The sequence below is a fragment of the Thioalkalivibrio sp. ALJ2 genome (genome assembly GCF_000378325.1).
Lineage (GTDB): Bacteria > Pseudomonadota > Gammaproteobacteria > Ectothiorhodospirales > Ectothiorhodospiraceae > Thioalkalivibrio.
In genome coordinates this window covers 84016-99864 of record NZ_KB899556.1, presented here as the reverse complement: position 1 = coordinate 99864, position 15849 = coordinate 84016, and the positions used below count along the sequence as shown (strand labels likewise).

At 64.7% G+C, this 15849-nt stretch carries 12 protein-coding genes; 7 read left to right on the top strand and 5 right to left on the bottom strand.

Features of this window, described 5'->3' with window-relative positions:
- Positions 1 to 13: 13 nt before the first annotated feature.
- Complete coding sequence (locus F468_RS0107700; RefSeq protein WP_018994900.1) at positions 14 to 2071, bottom strand: sodium-translocating pyrophosphatase; 2058 nt, start codon at positions 2069 to 2071, stop codon at positions 14 to 16.
- 452 nt (positions 2072 to 2523) lie between these two features.
- Here F468_RS0107700 and F468_RS0107695 point away from each other — a divergent pair, with 452 nt between their 5' ends.
- The gene (locus F468_RS0107695) at positions 2524 to 3060 is read left to right on the top strand and encodes an HIT family protein (protein WP_018137792.1); all 537 of its coding nucleotides are present in this window, start codon (positions 2524 to 2526) and stop codon (positions 3058 to 3060) included.
- Between the two features lie 53 nt (positions 3061 to 3113).
- Here the strand turns inward: F468_RS0107695 and F468_RS0107690 are convergent, their stop codons facing one another.
- Positions 3114 to 3884: a hypothetical protein gene (locus F468_RS0107690; RefSeq protein ID WP_018994899.1), complete on the bottom strand. Its 771-nt coding sequence runs from the start codon at positions 3882 to 3884 to the stop codon at positions 3114 to 3116.
- A 193-nt stretch (positions 3885 to 4077) separates the two neighbouring features.
- Here F468_RS0107690 and F468_RS0107685 point away from each other — a divergent pair, with 193 nt between their 5' ends.
- Positions 4078 to 5361 carry a hypothetical protein gene (locus F468_RS0107685; RefSeq protein ID WP_018994898.1) on the top strand — a complete coding sequence of 428 codons (1284 nt, stop codon included), beginning with the start codon at positions 4078 to 4080 and terminating at the stop codon, positions 5359 to 5361.
- Positions 5362 to 5410: 49 nt separating this feature from the next.
- Here F468_RS0107685 and F468_RS0107680 read toward each other — a convergent pair whose 3' ends face one another.
- Positions 5411 to 5830, bottom strand: a complete 420-nt coding sequence (locus F468_RS0107680) for a CBS domain-containing protein (protein ID WP_018137795.1) — start codon at positions 5828 to 5830, stop codon at positions 5411 to 5413.
- Between the two features lie 297 nt (positions 5831 to 6127).
- Between F468_RS0107680 and F468_RS0107675 the strand changes: the two genes are divergently transcribed.
- The 4 genes from F468_RS0107675 (at position 6128) to F468_RS0107660 (ending at position 11525) form a co-directional block, all read left to right on the top strand.
- A complete protein-coding gene (locus F468_RS0107675; RefSeq protein ID WP_018994897.1) occupies positions 6128 to 7831 on the top strand; it encodes an HAD family hydrolase in 1704 nt (567 codons plus the stop codon).
- Between the two features lie 234 nt (positions 7832 to 8065).
- Entirely contained in the window at positions 8066 to 8848 is a 783-nt protein-coding gene (locus tag F468_RS0107670; RefSeq protein WP_018994896.1) for a hypothetical protein, read from the top strand.
- A gap of 342 nt (positions 8849 to 9190) precedes the next feature.
- Positions 9191 to 10429 (top strand): MFS transporter, encoded by a 1239-nt coding sequence (locus F468_RS0107665; RefSeq protein WP_018994895.1) that lies wholly within the window; start codon positions 9191 to 9193, stop codon positions 10427 to 10429.
- A 157-nt stretch (positions 10430 to 10586) separates the two neighbouring features.
- Positions 10587 to 11525, top strand: a complete 939-nt coding sequence (locus F468_RS0107660; RefSeq protein WP_018994894.1) for a hypothetical protein — start codon at positions 10587 to 10589, stop codon at positions 11523 to 11525.
- Between the two features lie 53 nt (positions 11526 to 11578).
- On the opposite strand, the gene F468_RS0107655 is transcribed toward F468_RS0107660, so the two are convergent.
- Together F468_RS0107655 and F468_RS0107650 are read right to left on the bottom strand one after the other, a co-directional pair.
- Entirely contained in the window at positions 11579 to 12703 is a 1125-nt protein-coding gene (locus tag F468_RS0107655; RefSeq protein WP_018137800.1) for a site-2 protease family protein, read from the bottom strand.
- A 175-nt stretch (positions 12704 to 12878) separates the two neighbouring features.
- Positions 12879 to 14417, bottom strand: a complete 1539-nt coding sequence (locus F468_RS0107650) for an AAA family ATPase (RefSeq protein ID WP_018994893.1) — start codon at positions 14415 to 14417, stop codon at positions 12879 to 12881.
- Between the two features lie 199 nt (positions 14418 to 14616).
- On the opposite strand from F468_RS0107650, the gene F468_RS0107645 reads away from it, so the two are divergent.
- A complete protein-coding gene (locus F468_RS0107645) occupies positions 14617 to 15627 on the top strand; it encodes a TIGR00341 family protein (protein WP_018137802.1) in 1011 nt (336 codons plus the stop codon).
- Positions 15628 to 15849 lie beyond the last annotated feature (222 nt).

Genomic DNA, 15849 nt, shown 5'->3' with positions numbered 1-15849 from the left:
CGTTTCGCGGGCCCTACAGGACGGGCACCAGCAGCAGCGCCATGATGTTGATGACCTTGATCAGCGGATTGATCGCAGGGCCCGAGGTGTCCTTGTACGGGTCGCCCACCGTGTCGCCGGTGACCGCCGCGTGGTGGGCCTCGGAGCCCTTTCCACCATGGTGTCCATCTTCAATGTACTTCTTCGCGTTATCCCACGCCCCGCCACCGGCGGTCTGGGAGATCGCCACAAACAGGCCGGTCACGATCGTTCCGATCAGCAGCCCGCCCAGCGCCTCGGTACCGAGGAACACACCCACCAGCACCGGTACCAGCACCGGCAGCAGCGAGGGCAGGATCATCTCGCGGATCGCCGCGCCGGTGAGCATGTCCACGGCACGGGTGTAATCCGGCTTGGTGGTGCCCTCCATGATCCCGCTGATCTCGCGGAACTGGCGCCGCACCTCGTTCACGATGCCCGAGGCCGCCCGGCCCACGGACTCCATGGTCATCGCCGCGAACAGGAACGGGACCAGCCCCCCGATAAACAGGCCCACGATGACATTCGGATTGCTGAGCTCGAAGTTGTGTACACCGCCCGTGTGGCGCACCAGCTCGTGGGTGTAGTCGGCGAACAGCACCAGGGCCGCAAGCCCGGCCGAGCCGATCGCATAACCCTTGGTAACCGCCTTGGTCGTGTTGCCCACCGCGTCCAGCGCATCGGTGGTCTCGCGAACCTCGGAGGGCAGATCGGCCATCTCCGCGATGCCGCCCGCGTTGTCCGTAATCGGCCCGTAGGCGTCCATCGCCACGATGATCCCGGTCATCGACAGCATCGTGGTCGCGGCGATGGCGATGCCGTACAGGCCGCCAAAGGCATAGGCCACCAGGATCGCCGCGCAGACCGCCAGCACCGGCGCGGTGGTCGCCTTCATCGACAGCGCCAAACCGGCGATGATGTTGGTCGCGTGGCCGGTGGTCGAGGCCTCGGCCAGATGGCGGACCGGGCGGAACACCGTGGAGGTGTAATAGTCGGTAGCGACCATGATCACCCCGGTCAGCACCAGGCCCACCAGCGCCGCGCCATACAGTCTCATCGCCGCGCCACTCTCGATGCCCATGCTGGTGGCCAGCGCGTTGTCCGGCACCAGCACCAGCGTAATCGGCAGGAAGGCCACCGCGGCGAGCCCGCCGGAGACCATCAGGCCCTTGTAGAGTCCCTTGATGATCTCGGAACCCTGCCGTGCCTTCACCGCGAAGGTACCGATGATCGAGGCCAGGATCGCCCCGCCGCCCAGCACCAGCGGATACACCGAGGCCATCAGGCCCAGCTCGGGGATCAGCAGGGTCCCCAGTATCATCGTCGCGATAATGGTCACCGCGTAGGTCTCGAACAGGTCCGCGGCCATCCCGGCACAGTCCCCGACGTTGTCGCCCACGTTGTCCGCGATCACGGCCGGGTTGCGGGGATCATCCTCGGGGATGCCCGCCTCGACCTTGCCCACCAGGTCCGCGCCGACATCCGCACCCTTGGTGAAGATGCCACCGCCGACACGCGCGAAAATCGAGATCAGCGAGCCGCCCAGTGCCAGCCCCACCAGCGGCGAGAGCCCGACGTCGCCGCCCTCGGGTGTGAGCCACCAGAGCACGGCGAAATAGCCTGCCACTCCCAGCAGCCCGAGCCCGACCACCAGCAGGCCGGTCACCGCGCCCCCGCGGAAGGCCACGTCCATCGCTGCTTCCAGCCCCGACTTCGCGGCCGCCGCGGTTCGCACGTTGGCTCGTACCGCCACATGCATGCCAATAAAACCCGCCGCACCCGAAAGCACTGCACCGATCAGGAACCCGATCGCGGAGCCCACGCCGATCACCAGCCACAACCCGATGAACAGAACCACCCCGACCACTGCAATGGTCGTGTACTGCCGCTTCATGTAGGCCGATGCGCCTTCCTGCACGGCACGGGCAATGCGCTGCATCTCCTGGCTCCCCTCCGACTTCGAGAGCACCCAGCGGATGGAAAACAGACCATAGGCCAGCGCAGCAACGCCGCACAGCAGCGCGAATACGAGGCCGAAAAATGGCATGGACATGGACTCCCCCTTCGATACGTCGTGACACAAAACATCCGGGGCGTCGGGCACCCGCGGCGGCCGACAAGCAGGCTGTCGACGCGACACGGCCGCCCGGCGCGAATCCGGGCATCCGGTTTGTGCTGCCGTCGCGCATCCGCGCGACCGTCGAGGCGCGCGGCCACCGCTGGCGCGGGGCGTACAGCCTCGACAAACGTATCGGGGGATGGTGGGTCTGGCCGCAGGACGGCTCGAAGGAAGGACCGCAAAAACCCCTTACAATGCTAGGGAACTTACGTGGTGACTTGCAGGTCGTCAAGCACGATGGGTGCAAACCGCGTGTGTTCGGCACCTTACAGACCATGGACCGGGGCATACCGTGAGGTGAACTTCATCGGCCGCAGGCGAACGAATAGGTGAAAATCCCGTAAGATCGTTGACTTACAAAACAAACCGATCAACCAGGCGTTTCGATGACCAGTGCCACACCCATCAAGGATTGTTACTTCTGCCGCGTCGCGGCCGGACTGGCCGATCCCCTCATCTACGAGAACCGCTCGTTCGTCGCCCTGTTCGACACCAACCCGGTCAACCCGGGGCACGCCCTCGTCATCCCGCGGCGGCATGTGGTTTCCCTTTTCGAACTCAACGAGACCGAACAGTCGGACTACTTCGACGCCATCCATGGCGTACGCCAGGTGATCGAGTCAACCGACCTGGCCAGCCTGTACCGCAGCATGCTGGTCCGCGAGGACCTGAGCGAGCGCCCCAAGGACCATATCGAAGGCGTGCTGGAACTCCCTTTTCTGGGCAATCCACCCGATGCCTACACCGTCGGCAACAACGACGGCCGCATGGCCGGGCGGAGCATCGATCACCTGCACGTAATCCTGCTGCCCCGCTACGAGGGCGACGTGGAAGACCCCCGTGGCGGCATCCGCAACGTGATCCCGGATCGAGCGAACTACCACCGACACGCCCACCCGGGCGTTCGCGCCGACCGCGCCTGACCCAGCCACTCGATCCGCCCGTACCATGCGACAGGGGCCCGCGCCCCTGATGGTCAGTCCGGCATAACCGACTTACCGGCTGGATCAAACACCCACCTCTCCTCGCCCAGGCGAAATACCAGCTTCCCGTCGGCCCACTCGACCACCTCGTAGTCTCGATGCTCTGGCTCGCGGCCCTCATGCTCGGGGGCACGCACCGGGATCGTGTTCGCTTCCACCGAGTCACCCAGCGATTCGCGATCCACGACCGTCAGCGTGCGGTCCCCGGCAGGCCCTTCCTGCGCGAACACCACATGGCGCCCATCGTCGCTCCAGGGGCCGATCGTGACGCGGCCCCCGTACTGAAACGCCGCGGGGCTCGCCTCGCCGCTGTCCACTCTTACCAACCAGCCGCCGCTGTGAGCGGCACCGCTGGTAACCACCGCCACCCAGGCATTGTCCGGGGATGCGTGGGCCTCCCGAAACCGATTCGTTGCTCCGAAGGCGTTCTGCTCGTCCACCTGGATATCGCCGGGCAGATCTTCAATGCCAAGGAGCGTGGTGCCCTCCACCGTCCGAACAGACTCCTCACCAATGTCCAGCGGCGCGAGCACCGACGCCTCATCGGCCTCTGAAAGTTGATCCTCCTCCCCCGACGGCATGCAACCACTGGTCACGATCAGCGTGACGACGACGCCCGCCGCGAGCCAGGACGCGATGCGTCGAACAGAGCACCTATGTCCGAGCCGCAATGCCCCCGCACCCGATCGCTCCGCCAGCGCATCCTCTCGTTCTCGAATGTTCACCGGACCTCGCATCACTCCACCATCGACGCACACCTGCATCCGGGTCAAACCGCCCATTCCGGCTAATGCCCAAGCCCGGAGCACGGTGTCACGTGTACCCCAGACAGGCCCGCCCGCCTTGTTTACAGGTGCGGAATGTGCCGGCAGCGGCTATCTTGTTATCGCGGGACAGGGCAGTCCCGCTGTCGGGCCGGCTGTCACGAGCCCGAACAAGCAACCGCAGGGGGAGAACATGCCAGGGAAATGGATCGTGGGCGGCCTTGCCGTGGTCGCCGCGGGTATCGGCTACTACCACTACGAAATCCGCCAGGTCGAACAGAAGCTCGACGATATGGCGCAGATGCTGGAGCCGCTCGGCACACTGCACTACGCCGGGGTGACTGTCGGCCTGGGCGGCGACCTGCACGTCAACCGGCTCCTGTTCGAGCCGCGCAATACGGCGATCGGCCGCATGCGGGCCGAACGCATCACCCTGGAAACCGGCAACATGTGGCAGCTCCTCCGGCTGCGCCACACCCTGGATGCCCGCCGTCTGCCCCGGCAACTGGGCTTTGCGGTCAACGGCCTGACCCTACCGCCCGGCCTCGCCACCGGCGCGCAGGACGGCATCCCGGCCCTGTGGCTGGACACCGCCGGCTGCGGCGCCTACCACGCGGCCCCTGCGGACGACCTGCTGGCTGCCCTCGGCTATCGCGACATCCCGCTGGACATGAGCATCCGCTACCATCTCGAGGAGGACCAGGACCGCCTGACCGTGCACAGCACCTTTGGCATGGGTCCCCTGGGCCTGGGCACATCCACCGCGCATTTCAACATCCAGGCCGCCTCGAATCGGGCCCGTGACCTCGCGCCCGCCCTGATAGCCACCTCATTGCAATCCATGACCGTGGATTACGAGGACCGCGGGTACTATCCCGCCCTGATGGAGCTCTGTGCGGCCGAGATGGACATGGAGCACCGGGACTACCTCAAGCACCACCAGGCGGCCTGGGTCGAAGCCTGGGAACCCCTCGGCCTGCAGCCGGGGCCGCTGATGATCGAGGCCTATGGCCACTTCATCCAGGAGCCTCGAGGTTACTCCGTGCGCATCGGTCCGATCGACAACCCCGCCCTGCTCTGGGCCGGCCTCGACTCCCCGACGCAGTGGCTACGGCAGGTCGAATCCAGCCTGAGCGTGGCCGGCCGGCCCTTTGGGCGCGTCGACCTGCGCCAGGTCACGCCACGCCCCGGGAGGCTCGCCGCGACACCGAACGCAGGATGGAACGCCACGCCGGCCCTACCATCCGATTCTGCCCGCCACCCGCATTCGGCGCGGGACCCGGTGATCGCGTTGAACGCACTGGGCGACCACATCGGCCGCAACCTGCAGATCACCCTCGCGGACGGTCGCGCCCGCAACGGCGAGCTGCTCGAGATCGATGAGGGGCATATCCGCGTACGCCGCCGCATCGGCAGCGGCTACATGGTGATGCCGATCGCCCTGACCGACATCAGCGAGGTACGGCGCCTTCGTTGATGCTTTCCCCGCGGCAACACGCGGACCGCACCGGAGCAAGACCTCGACGTTACGAGGTGGACGCATCCCCTTCGCGGATGACCTCGATCAACGCATTCAGGGCGTCGCTCGCCGTAAAGATACCCAAAAGGCTCCCGTCTTCTTCATTGACGATAACGCTGCCGATCTTCTTCTCGGACATGGCATAAGCCACCTCGTCCAGGGGCGTGGCTGCCGACACCGTCAAGGGGTCGGCTGACATGATATCGGACACGCTAACCTGGCCGATGTCCTCTATCGGCAAGCCCATCACGATGCGCACATCCCGGTCGCTGACCAGCCCGACCACCGACCCACCGCGGACCACCGGAAGATGGCGGACCCCATGCTGTTCCATCAATGCCCGAAGATCAGCGATCGTCATGTCTTCGTTCGCGGTGATCGGGTCGGGGGTCGTGAACTCTTCCACCGGCACACTCTTCGACACCATGGCTCCATCTCCTGTCCTCGTCGCAAGCCAGCAGCTCCAGCTCGCCTCCATCTCTGAATCTAGCAAATCTCCGCAAGCGGTCAGGCCATGAGGTTTTGCTGCGGCTACAGGTCCGATCACGTTATCTGTTCGCCGTTGCTCATGGATGTCATCTTCTTCGCTCTTCATCGGTTCCCAATCGACTGCCATTTCTCATGCGATCCAGAAGACCGAACTCGGCTATAACTCATTGAACGGCCTCAGAACAGGGCTGCAAACCCATTAACCGCACCGGTGCAACAGGAAGGTGGCAGGCACATGCGTTATCTCGCCCTGGCGGCAGACTATGACGGAACCCTCGCCTCGGATGATCGGGTTTCGGAGGACACCGTTCGTGCCGTCGAACGGCTCAGAAAATCGGGACGACGGGCGATCCTGGTCACCGGGCGGCGGGTGGATGACCTGTTGTCAGTCTGTCCTTGTGCGCGCCTCTTCGACCTGGTCGTGGCGGAAAACGGCGCCATTGTCTACAACCCTGCGACCCGGGAGGAAGCGCGTTATGCCAACCCCCCGCCGAAGCTGTTGCTCAAGGGTCTCCGAGAGCGCGGCGTGGAGCCCCTGGAGATTGGGCAAGTGGTCGTCGGGACTCAGGCAGCACAACGAGCGGCCGTGCAGGACGTGATCTGGGAACTCGGACTGGAAGCACAGGTGATCGCCAACCGTGGCGCCCTGATGGTCCTGCCGGCCGGCGTCAATAAGGCCAAGGGACTGGAGCGTGCGCTGCGCAAGCTGGGGCTTTCGCGTCATGAGGTGGTGGGAATCGGCGACGCCGAGAATGACCACTCGTTTCTGGACTTGTGCGAATGCTCCGTGGCAGTCGCCAACGCAGTGCCGTCCCTGAAGGCGTCCGCCAGCCTGGAGACCGCTGGCGAGAACGGGAACGGCGTCATCGAACTGATCGACGACTTGATCGCAAACGATCTGCGCCGGCTGGACAGCCGGCTCGAACAGCACCTGATCCCGCTCGGCACAGCGGCAGACGGGAGGCTGATCAACCTGTCGCCATTCGGGCACAACATGCTGGTTGCCGGGCCCTCGGGCAGTGGCAAGTCCACGTTCGCCGCGGGCATCATCGAGCGGTTAATCGAGAAAGACTTCCAGGTCTGCATCGTCGACCCGGAAGGCGACTACGGAACGCTGGCCGACGTGGTGGCACTCGGCAACCAATGGCGTGCTCCAGCCGTCACGGAGATCCTCTCGATCCTCGAGGATCCGAAGATCAACCTGAGCATAAACCTCCTTGGCATCCCGCTTGGGGACCGGCCCCAGTTTTTTGCGCAACTCATCCCCAACCTACAGGCCATGCGCGCACGCACTGGACGGCCACACTGGCTGGTGCTCGACGAGGCCCACCACATGCTCCCCGATACATGGGGGCATACCGGATCCGCGTTGCCGAAACGGATCGGCGAGAGTGCCCTGGTAACTGTGCATCCAGAGCATGTCGCATCGGAGATCCTGGCGCCGGTCGACATTGTCATCGCCATTGGATCTTCACCCGAGGAGACACTGGCCAAGTTCGGGCGGGCCACGGGCAGAACGGTCCCGTGGCCCGACAGCCTGACACGAGAGGCGGAGCAGGTGATCGCCTGGTTTATCGATGAATCCCCGTTCGCCATGCGCCCCATGCCCGGGCGCGCAGAGCGCGTGCGCCATCATCGCAAGTATGCCGAGGGCGACCTGCGGTGGCACAGCTTCTATTTCCGAGGGCCCGACAGCCGCCACAACCTGAAGGCACAGAACATGGCCATCTTTTGCCAGATCGCCCAGGGCATCGACGAACAGACTTGGCTATTTCACCTGCGCCGCGGCGACTATTCGCGCTGGTTTCGGCACGCGGTCAGAGACGAGTTCCTGGCGGATGAGGCACAGCGCGTCGAGCAGCGCACCGACCTGGCACCGGCACAGACGCGCCAGATGATCACCGAACTGGCGCAAGCCCGCTACACCCTGCCGCCATGAGCCGGCGGGACGGCCGGCGCAAGCGCACCACCAGTCGCGTCAGGCTCGAGCACGTCAGGTTTCTTTCCAGACAGGCGCTCGGGATCCGGGAATGCTGCGCTCGCAATCGTATAACTGACTGTTTGTTCTTGCTTCCCCTTGGTTGGCATGGGCTTCGCTTGGGCCGTGTCGTCGGGCGTTGGTGGCGGATTGGAGCCGCTCAAGGCCTGGCCAGCCAATCCAGGGAACCTATTGATGAAACGCGCCCACAATCACAGCCGCTTCCTCTTCTTCCTTGTCGGCATTGCGCTCGCCGCCTCCGGCTGTGGCCAGCCAGACGAAGCCGATGCAGCCAATGCGGCGGATCCGGAGGATGCAGAGGAAACCCGCAGCCTCGGCCCGCCCAACCCCTATCTGAAGAACCTGCCCGAACTCGAGCAGGCGCGCTTCGATGAATCCGCGCAGTTACAGCAGGAACTGCGACAGATGCAGGCCACCGACTGGGAGCAGGCCGAAGCGTTCCGCAGTCACGTCGCCGAAAGAGAACGGCAATGGGACGAGAAGATCTCCGCGTACGTTCACACGAACCTGGTGGGACAAACCATCCCATTGACGCCGATCGACGCCAGGCCATACACCGTTGACGAGCTCAGGATCGAAGGAAGAAGGCCCATGCCGTTCAATCACCTGATCCTGACCGGAACAGCCACGCTGACGCAGGACCTGACCGAACCGGACAGCGACGAACCTGCCCCGCCAGCCTTCACCCTGAGGGGGCCGCCGATCATCGGTGCGGGGGATTTCCTGGATCACCGAGGCCAGACGCTTACCCTGTTCGTCCAGGCAGCGGACCTGGATGGCAACAAGATCCCCGCGATCAAGGCACGACTGACATCGACCGGGACTGCACAACGCGAAGAGCTCGTCGCAGGCAAGACGTTCGAACTGCAGATGAGTGTCGACCGGAGCGACGTCGCCCGACTGCGCAGCTTCGGCCAGTTTGTGGAAATCACGCGAGAAGAATTCGACGCCAGGTGAACGCGCGCCGACATGCTCGTTGCGGGTCGCACCAATACACGGGCGCCCTCTTCCTACGCCGGATCACTGGACGGCAACACGGGCTGTTGGGCTGACCAGAGCCCCGCACTCGACGGGATGGGTGCCCGATCCACATACACCGGCTGTGCCGGGGAGCCTGTACCGGCTCTTCCTGTGCCAGCAGAGCAACTGGTATAGCCCGATGCCGCCTCTCGCAGCCCCGCCAAGCCCTGCCACTCCGGCAAGCCCACCGCCTGAACGGTATCCACCCGATTTGACTATTGCGCTGTCCCGCGCCAACCCTTGCCGGAGTCCTTCCGGAAACCTTGGCAGGCGGCCCCCATGACCGAGACCTCGGACATACGCAGAAAGGGCTTCATCGCCCACATGGCGACCGTCTTCATCAATGCCCTCAACGACAACTTCTTCCGGCTGGTGGTCATTTTCATCGCCATCCGCCAATTCGTCGCCGAGGGGGAAGGCACCTTCTACTACAGCCTGGTCGGCTTCGTTTTCCTGCTGCCATTCGTGCTGTTCTCGCCCTGGGCAGGCTATATCTCGGACCGCTACAGCAAGAAGGCGGTGATCGTCACCACGCGTCTGGCCGAGGTCGCGGTACTAATGGCCGCCGCGCTGATGCTGATCACCGAAAACTTCACCGGCTTGTTGGTGACGACCTTCCTGATGGGCCTGCAGAGCACGTTCTTCAGCCCGTCCAAATTCGGCATCCTGCCGGAGATCGTGCGCTACCAGCAGCTCTCGCGCGCCAACGGGCATATCCAGCTGTGGACGTTCCTGGCCATCATCCTCGGGACAGCTCTGGCCGGCTTCGTGATGGAGTTCGCCCGCGAGGACCTGTGGATACCGGCTGCACTTGTCGTGGCACTGTCCATCACTGGCCTGGTGACAAGCCTCTTCATCACCCCGACCGTGGCCACCGACAACCCCGCGCCGTTCCGAATCAACCCGTTTGCGACGATCGTACAGTCCATCAACGAGATTCGCCCGCATCGAGTCCTGTTCCTGGTGATTCTCGGCATCGCGTGGTTCTGGGCGCTGGGCACGCTGTACCAGCTGAACGTTCCCCTGTTCGCAGAAATCCACCTGGAGCTCGGCGAGCTTGCAACCGGCATCATCCTGACCACGCTGGCGCTGGGCATCGGTGCCGGCAGCATCCTCGCCGGCTATCTCTCGCGTGGGACCATCGCCATGCACCATGCCCCGGCCGGAATGATCGCCGCAGCCCTGCTCAGCGCACTGCTGTACTTCGCCGCCGACAGTTACCACGCAACCCTGGTGCTCATGGCCCTGCTGGGTGTCGCCTCCGGCTTTTTCATCGTGCCGATCACGGCCTACCTGCAGGGCCACAGCCCCGCCGAGCGACGCGGCCGCTTCATCGCCGCCAGCAATTTCCTCGCGTTCGCCGCGATGCTGGTGGCCCCGGTACTGTTCTGGCTGCTCACCGGCCCGGCAGGCATTACACCGGCACTGGTCTTCGTGACCGGCGGGCTGGCTTCGCTACTCGTCGGCCTGACGGCCTGGCGGCTGTATCGCCGGCACCAAGCAGAAGCGAATGCCTGACACCGCCAGACATCGGCATCGAACTTCGAACATCTGGCCCTGCCGGTTCTTCCAGTCAGCGTGACCCGACCTCATTCGTGCTTACCGCGTCGCACAGCAGGTGCTGGCACTTTCCGCCGGCCTTGACCAATCTCACCGTATGGACACGGAACAACCCTTGCGCCTCCACCTGCCGCCGGAACGGTCGCCCCCGCGGCGTAGCCGCCTGATTTCAGCCGTGCTGGCCCTGGCGGTACTCGGCAGCGCGTGGGTCCCGGCGTCTGCCCTCGAGTACGGACCACTGCCTGAGCGAATCGAGGACGTAACCGCGGGCATCGAGCGCACGCCTCTGGATGCCGAACCGATACGGCTGGACTCCGATCAGCAAAACGACACCGTCATGGTCCGGGTGGACGCCATCCTCGACCATCCCTTCCATCAGGTGTCCCAGGAATTCCACTCCGCGGCCGTATGGTGCGACTCCCTCTTCCTGCATATCAATGTGAAGGCCTGCGTCCACCACGGGGACGGCGAGCGGTCCGGCATCGAACTCTACATCAGCAGAAAGCGCTTCCAGCGCCCGGAAAACGCCTATCGGGTGGACCTGGACTTCCGGGTGCAGATCGCCGAGGAGGACTATCTGGCCGTGAAACTCGCAGGGGACCGGGGGCCCTACGGCACCCGGGACTACCGCATGACCCTGGAGGCCGTACCTCTGGATGCCGAGCGGACCCTGATCCACGTTCGGCATGCCGTTGATTACGGAGCCCTGGCCCGGGGCTTCCTGAACCTCTATCTCCGCTTCGGCGGCGGGGATCGGGCCGGCTTCACCGTGGTGGGGGAGGATGATGCCGGAAGGCCGATCTACGTCGACGGTCTGCAAGGTGTCATCGAGCGCAACGTGATGCGCTTCTACCTGGCATTCCAGGCCTATCTGGAGAGCCTTGAGGTCGCGGAAGAGGATCGTCTGGCGTTCCGCATGGCGCGCTGGTTCGAACTCACCGAGCGCTATCCCGAACAGCTGCGGGAGCTGGACCAGGACACCTACCTCCGGCAGAAGGAGATGGAATGGCGCGAACAGGAGAGGCTGCAGACACAGCGCGACCACCGCAATTGATCCTCCATCCGCCTCCTCGGGCTCCCTGAGGACAACCTATTGAGAGATCACACCTAACGCTGGAGCTCCATGTGGATCTCGATCGTGCGCAGGAGCTGCTGGCGATCGATCCAGCCGATGGCTCGACCGGATTCATCCATCACCGGGATCTGATTGAGGTTGTGTTCGCTCATGACCTGCAGGATCTCCTCCGCCTTCGTGTCGGGCGCGACACGGCTCAGCGCATCCACGGGGGTCATGATCGCGGCGATCCGGGTGGTCGGCCACCGCTCCCGCGGCACCTTGCGGCTGTCGCTGAGCGTCACCAGTCCCTGAACCCGCTCCGCATCGCCCACCAGAAAGGAGCGGCGCCCACCCGGCAGAACAAAACGGTCAATCCACTCCTCGACCGATACATCCTGGCCGACAAATGGCGGATCCGGGTTTGCCAGATCCCGCGCACGGACATCCACCAGCCGCTCGCGCATGTCATACATCCGCCCCTGCATCTCGGCCATGTTCAGCAGGAACCAGGCGATCAGCATCACCCACAGGCCCCCGATCAGGTTGCCCAGCACCACGACGTTCCAGAAGGCGAAGCCGAACAGGAGGTAGGCCACCATCCGCCCACCCCGTACTGCGGCCTCGATGGCCCTGCGCGGGTCGCCCGTCAACTTCCAGATCACTGCCCGGAACACCCGCCCGCCATCCAGCGGAAAACCCGGGATCAGATTGAAAATGGCCACGATCATGTTGATCAGCGCGAGCCAGCCCAGCGCCACCGGTACCGGCTCGAACCAATCCGCGGTGAGCAACGCGAGCCACCAGAAGAGCAATGCCAGGGCCGCACTCACCGCCGGCCCGGCAATCGCTATCCAGAACTCGTCCTCTGCCCGCTCGGGGTCTCGCCCCATCTGGGCCAGTCCCCCGAAGATGAACAGGGTGATGGACTCCACCGGCACACCACGCCGCAGCGCTACCATGCTGTGGCCCAGTTCATGGGCCAGGATGGAAGAAAAGAACAGCAGGGCCGTCACCGCCGCGGTGCCAACCGCCATCGCCAGGCTCCACTCCGGATACTGGTGATAGAAGCCGGTGCTCATGCTCGCCAGCAGCAGGATCAGGATGAAGATCCAGCTGATGTGGATCTGAATACGGATGCCACTGACATGGCCCAGGACTAGGACGGTCTTGAACATTCTTTGGCTCCTTACATCACAGTACCGCTACCGGCCAGCGTGACCGGTGCCGCCTCACTCGACCGGGCTTCTGACGTGCCGACCGGCCCTGTGAAACGCCCGTCCGCCTCGATTCCCGGCCCCACCGCGGACCCCGCGCGGTCTACCCCATCCATCCTCTGTGACCGCTACTGACTCAATGCTCCTGCCGTGGCGCCTTCGGCGCACTGGAGGCTGCGCTCCCCGCCTCCGTCCTGGAGGCATTGATCGCACGCTGGAACACCCAGCTCTTGATCTCGCGGATCTGCTCCACCATCGTCCGCGACAGCGGCACGGTGTTGATCACGTTGCGGATCACGTCGCGCTGGTTGAACACCCGCCCCTCCTGATAGGCATCGATGCGCGCCGACTTCACCGCCTGCTCGATCTCCGCCCCGCTCCAGTCCTCGGTGCTGGCGGCCATGTAGTTCAGATTGAACTCCTCGATATTGCCGCCGTAGCGCTCAACATGAATCCGCAGGATCTCCTTGCGCTCTTCCGCCTGCGGCAGGTCCAGGAAAAACAGCTGGTCGAACCGGCCCTTGCGCATCAGCTCGGCCGGGAGCTGATGGATGCGGTTCGCGGTCGCCGCCACGAACACGCGGGGCGACTTCTCCTGCAGCCAGGTTAGAAAGCTCGAAAAAATGTTCACGTTACCGGCGCTGCCCGGTGCCTGGCTGTCGAAGCCAAAGGCGTTCTCCAGCTCGTCCACCCACAGCACCATCGGCGCGATCTCCTCTGCAATCCGCGTCGCCCGGGCAAAGGCATACTCCGGCGTGCCAAAGCTGCCGGACAGCACCAGGCTCATGTCCAGGCGCACCAGCGGCAGGCCCCAGGCGGTCGCGATCGCCTTCGCCGCCATGCTCTTGCCGCAGCCGCTGACCCCCATGAACAGCACGCCGGCCGGGAGTGGCACGTTGTCGCGCCAGGCCTTCTCGGTAAAGAGGTCCGCGCGCGTGCGCACCCACTCCTTCAGGTTCTCCAGCCCGCCGATGTCGTCCAGCGAGCGCTGCGGCGGGTAGAACTGCAGGCAGCTCTCCTTGCGCAGGATCTGGCCCTTTTCCTCCTGGATTTCGGCCAGCATCTCGGCCTCGCCCATCGGCTTGCCGCCAAACAGCCGCGCACTCAGGTGCCCGACCTCGTTCAGCGACAGCCCGCGCATCCCGGCCGCCACGCGGAACAACTGCTCGCGCGGGACCCCGGACGCGCCATGCGCGGCCTCCAGCTGCTCCAGCACCTCCTCCTCCGACGGCAGGTCAACCTCGATCAGGAAGACCTCCTTCTTCAGGATCTCCGGCAGCTTCAGCAGCGGACAGCTGAGAAACACCACGTCGCGGCTGTTCTTCAACCGGTAGTACAGGTCGCGCACCCCGCGGACCAGCGCCGGGTTGCCCTCGAACCCGGTGGGCAGATCCTTCAGCAGCACCATGCGCGGGCCTTCGGTGCGCCCCTTCGCCACACGTGCCACCGCCTCCAGCGGATCGGTCGTCAGGGCGTCGGGGGCATCGCTGTCGAACCCGGTACCCGCGGACCACACTTCCAGGTGCCCGTCCTCGCCGTAGTACGAACGCGCGACCGCCCGCAGCAGCCGCTCCATGCGGTCCTCGTCCCACCCTTGCAGGTAGAACACCGGATAGTGCGACTTGAGCCCGCGCAGGATCTTGCGCGCCGTCTGATTCTGAAGCGCCGTTGCCATTCACTCCCTCCGTTCCCAACACCGGCTCCTGCCTGCGAATGCCACAGACCCGTGACGCCCATGTTGTCGACTTCCCCGGTCCGGGTCCACGCATAGTTTGAGCGATGCTGCGTGCCCCGTTCGCGCATGCCCCAGGTTCTCTTGCCGCGCCCGGCAGCTCCAGCCCCCCTGCTATGATGCCGGAAGCAAAGGGGGGCCCATGAGCAGCAAGATCATTGAAGTCGTCGGCCCGGCCGGGCATCTGGATACCGTACTGGGAATCGCCGACGGGCTGGCCATCGATGTCCTCTGGCACGGGGTGGACGAAAACCGTGACCGCATGGCCGTGCACATGCTGGTCAGCACGGATTACCGCCAGCGCCTGCTGGACGACCTCTATCGTGTGCTGGGCGCGGTCGAGACCGCGCGCATCCTGGTCCTGCCGGTGGAGGCGGTCCTGCCCGACCCGTTGCAGGACTCCACTGCCGACGATAAGGATGCTGCACGCACCGGCAAGAAGGCCCGCGCAATCTCGCGTGAAGAGCTCTATACCAACGTGGCCGGGGGCGCCGACCTCACCGGCCAGTTCGTCCTGTTGACGGTGCTGTCCACCATCGTCGCGGCCATTGGTCTGCTGGAGGACAACGTGGCCGTGGTGATTGGCGCGATGGTTATCGCTCCGCTGCTGGGTCCCAACCTGGCACTGGCGCTCGGGACCTCCATGGCCGACACGCGGCTGATCGGACGCTCCCTGCGCACGAACGTGGTGGGACTCGGCGGGGCCATCCTGATCGGGATCCTGCTCGCCACTGTCATGTCGGTGGACGTCGGCGCGCGCGAACTGCAAATGCGCACCCAAGTCGGTCTCGACTCGGTCGCTCTCGCCCTTGCGTCCGGAGCCGCCGCAGTGCTGTCGCTCACCACCGGCCTGCCCACGGTTCTGGTCGGCGTGATGGTGGCCGTCGCCCTCCTGCCGCCGGCTGCTACCGTTGGCATCATGCTCGGCTCCGGCGAGTTCTCCGCCGCCTACATGGCCTTCCTGCTACTGGCGGTCAACGTGGTGTGCGTAAACCTGTCGGCCAAGCTCGTGTTTCTCTATCAGGGCGTGCGCCCGCGCGGACGCGCTCAGCGGGAGGCCGCTGCGCAGAGCATGGCCGGCTATCTGCTGCTTTGGGCCGTCACCCTCGCCCTGCTGGTGTTTCTGATCCTGGAAGCCGACATCACACTGTAGGCCGCTCCAGCCTCATCGGCATCTGAAACACGATAACCCGCTGCATTCAAAGTCTTTATTCAGAACCAACGCCTCCAAAGGGGGAGGCATTGGTCGTCCTTTTCTGGGTGCGCCCGCCCGTTTCATGCCTGCCCTGCTACAACCTTGCTTCTGGTTTAACTCATGCTTGCCCCGACCGGACTTTCTGGCATTCTGACAACATGGAGCGTGATCACTCGCCTG

Bases quoted from the DNA above. Each gene is read 5' to 3' on its own strand.
- F468_RS0107680 (WP_018137795.1), bottom strand. From the start codon at position 5,830: ATGGTGTCGAAGAGTGTGCCGGTGGAAGAGTTCACGACCCCCGACCCG.
- F468_RS0107700 (WP_018994900.1), bottom strand. From the start codon at position 2,071: ATGTCCATGCCATTTTTCGGCCTCGTATTCGCGCTGCTGTGCGGCGTT.
- F468_RS0107670 (WP_018994896.1), top strand. From the start codon at position 8,066: ATGAAACGCGCCCACAATCACAGCCGCTTCCTCTTCTTCCTTGTCGGC.
- F468_RS0107695 (WP_018137792.1), top strand. From the start codon at position 2,524: ATGACCAGTGCCACACCCATCAAGGATTGTTACTTCTGCCGCGTCGCG.
- F468_RS0107655 (WP_018137800.1), bottom strand. From the start codon at position 12,703: ATGTTCAAGACCGTCCTAGTCCTGGGCCATGTCAGTGGCATCCGTATT.
- F468_RS0107690 (WP_018994899.1), bottom strand. From the start codon at position 3,884: ATGCAGGTGTGCGTCGATGGTGGAGTGATGCGAGGTCCGGTGAACATT.
- F468_RS0107645 (WP_018137802.1), top strand. From the start codon at position 14,617: ATGAGCAGCAAGATCATTGAAGTCGTCGGCCCGGCCGGGCATCTGGAT.
- F468_RS0107685 (WP_018994898.1), top strand. From the start codon at position 4,078: ATGCCAGGGAAATGGATCGTGGGCGGCCTTGCCGTGGTCGCCGCGGGT.
- F468_RS0107675 (WP_018994897.1), top strand. From the start codon at position 6,128: ATGCGTTATCTCGCCCTGGCGGCAGACTATGACGGAACCCTCGCCTCG.
- F468_RS0107650 (WP_018994893.1), bottom strand. From the start codon at position 14,417: ATGGCAACGGCGCTTCAGAATCAGACGGCGCGCAAGATCCTGCGCGGG.
- F468_RS0107665 (WP_018994895.1), top strand. From the start codon at position 9,191: ATGACCGAGACCTCGGACATACGCAGAAAGGGCTTCATCGCCCACATG.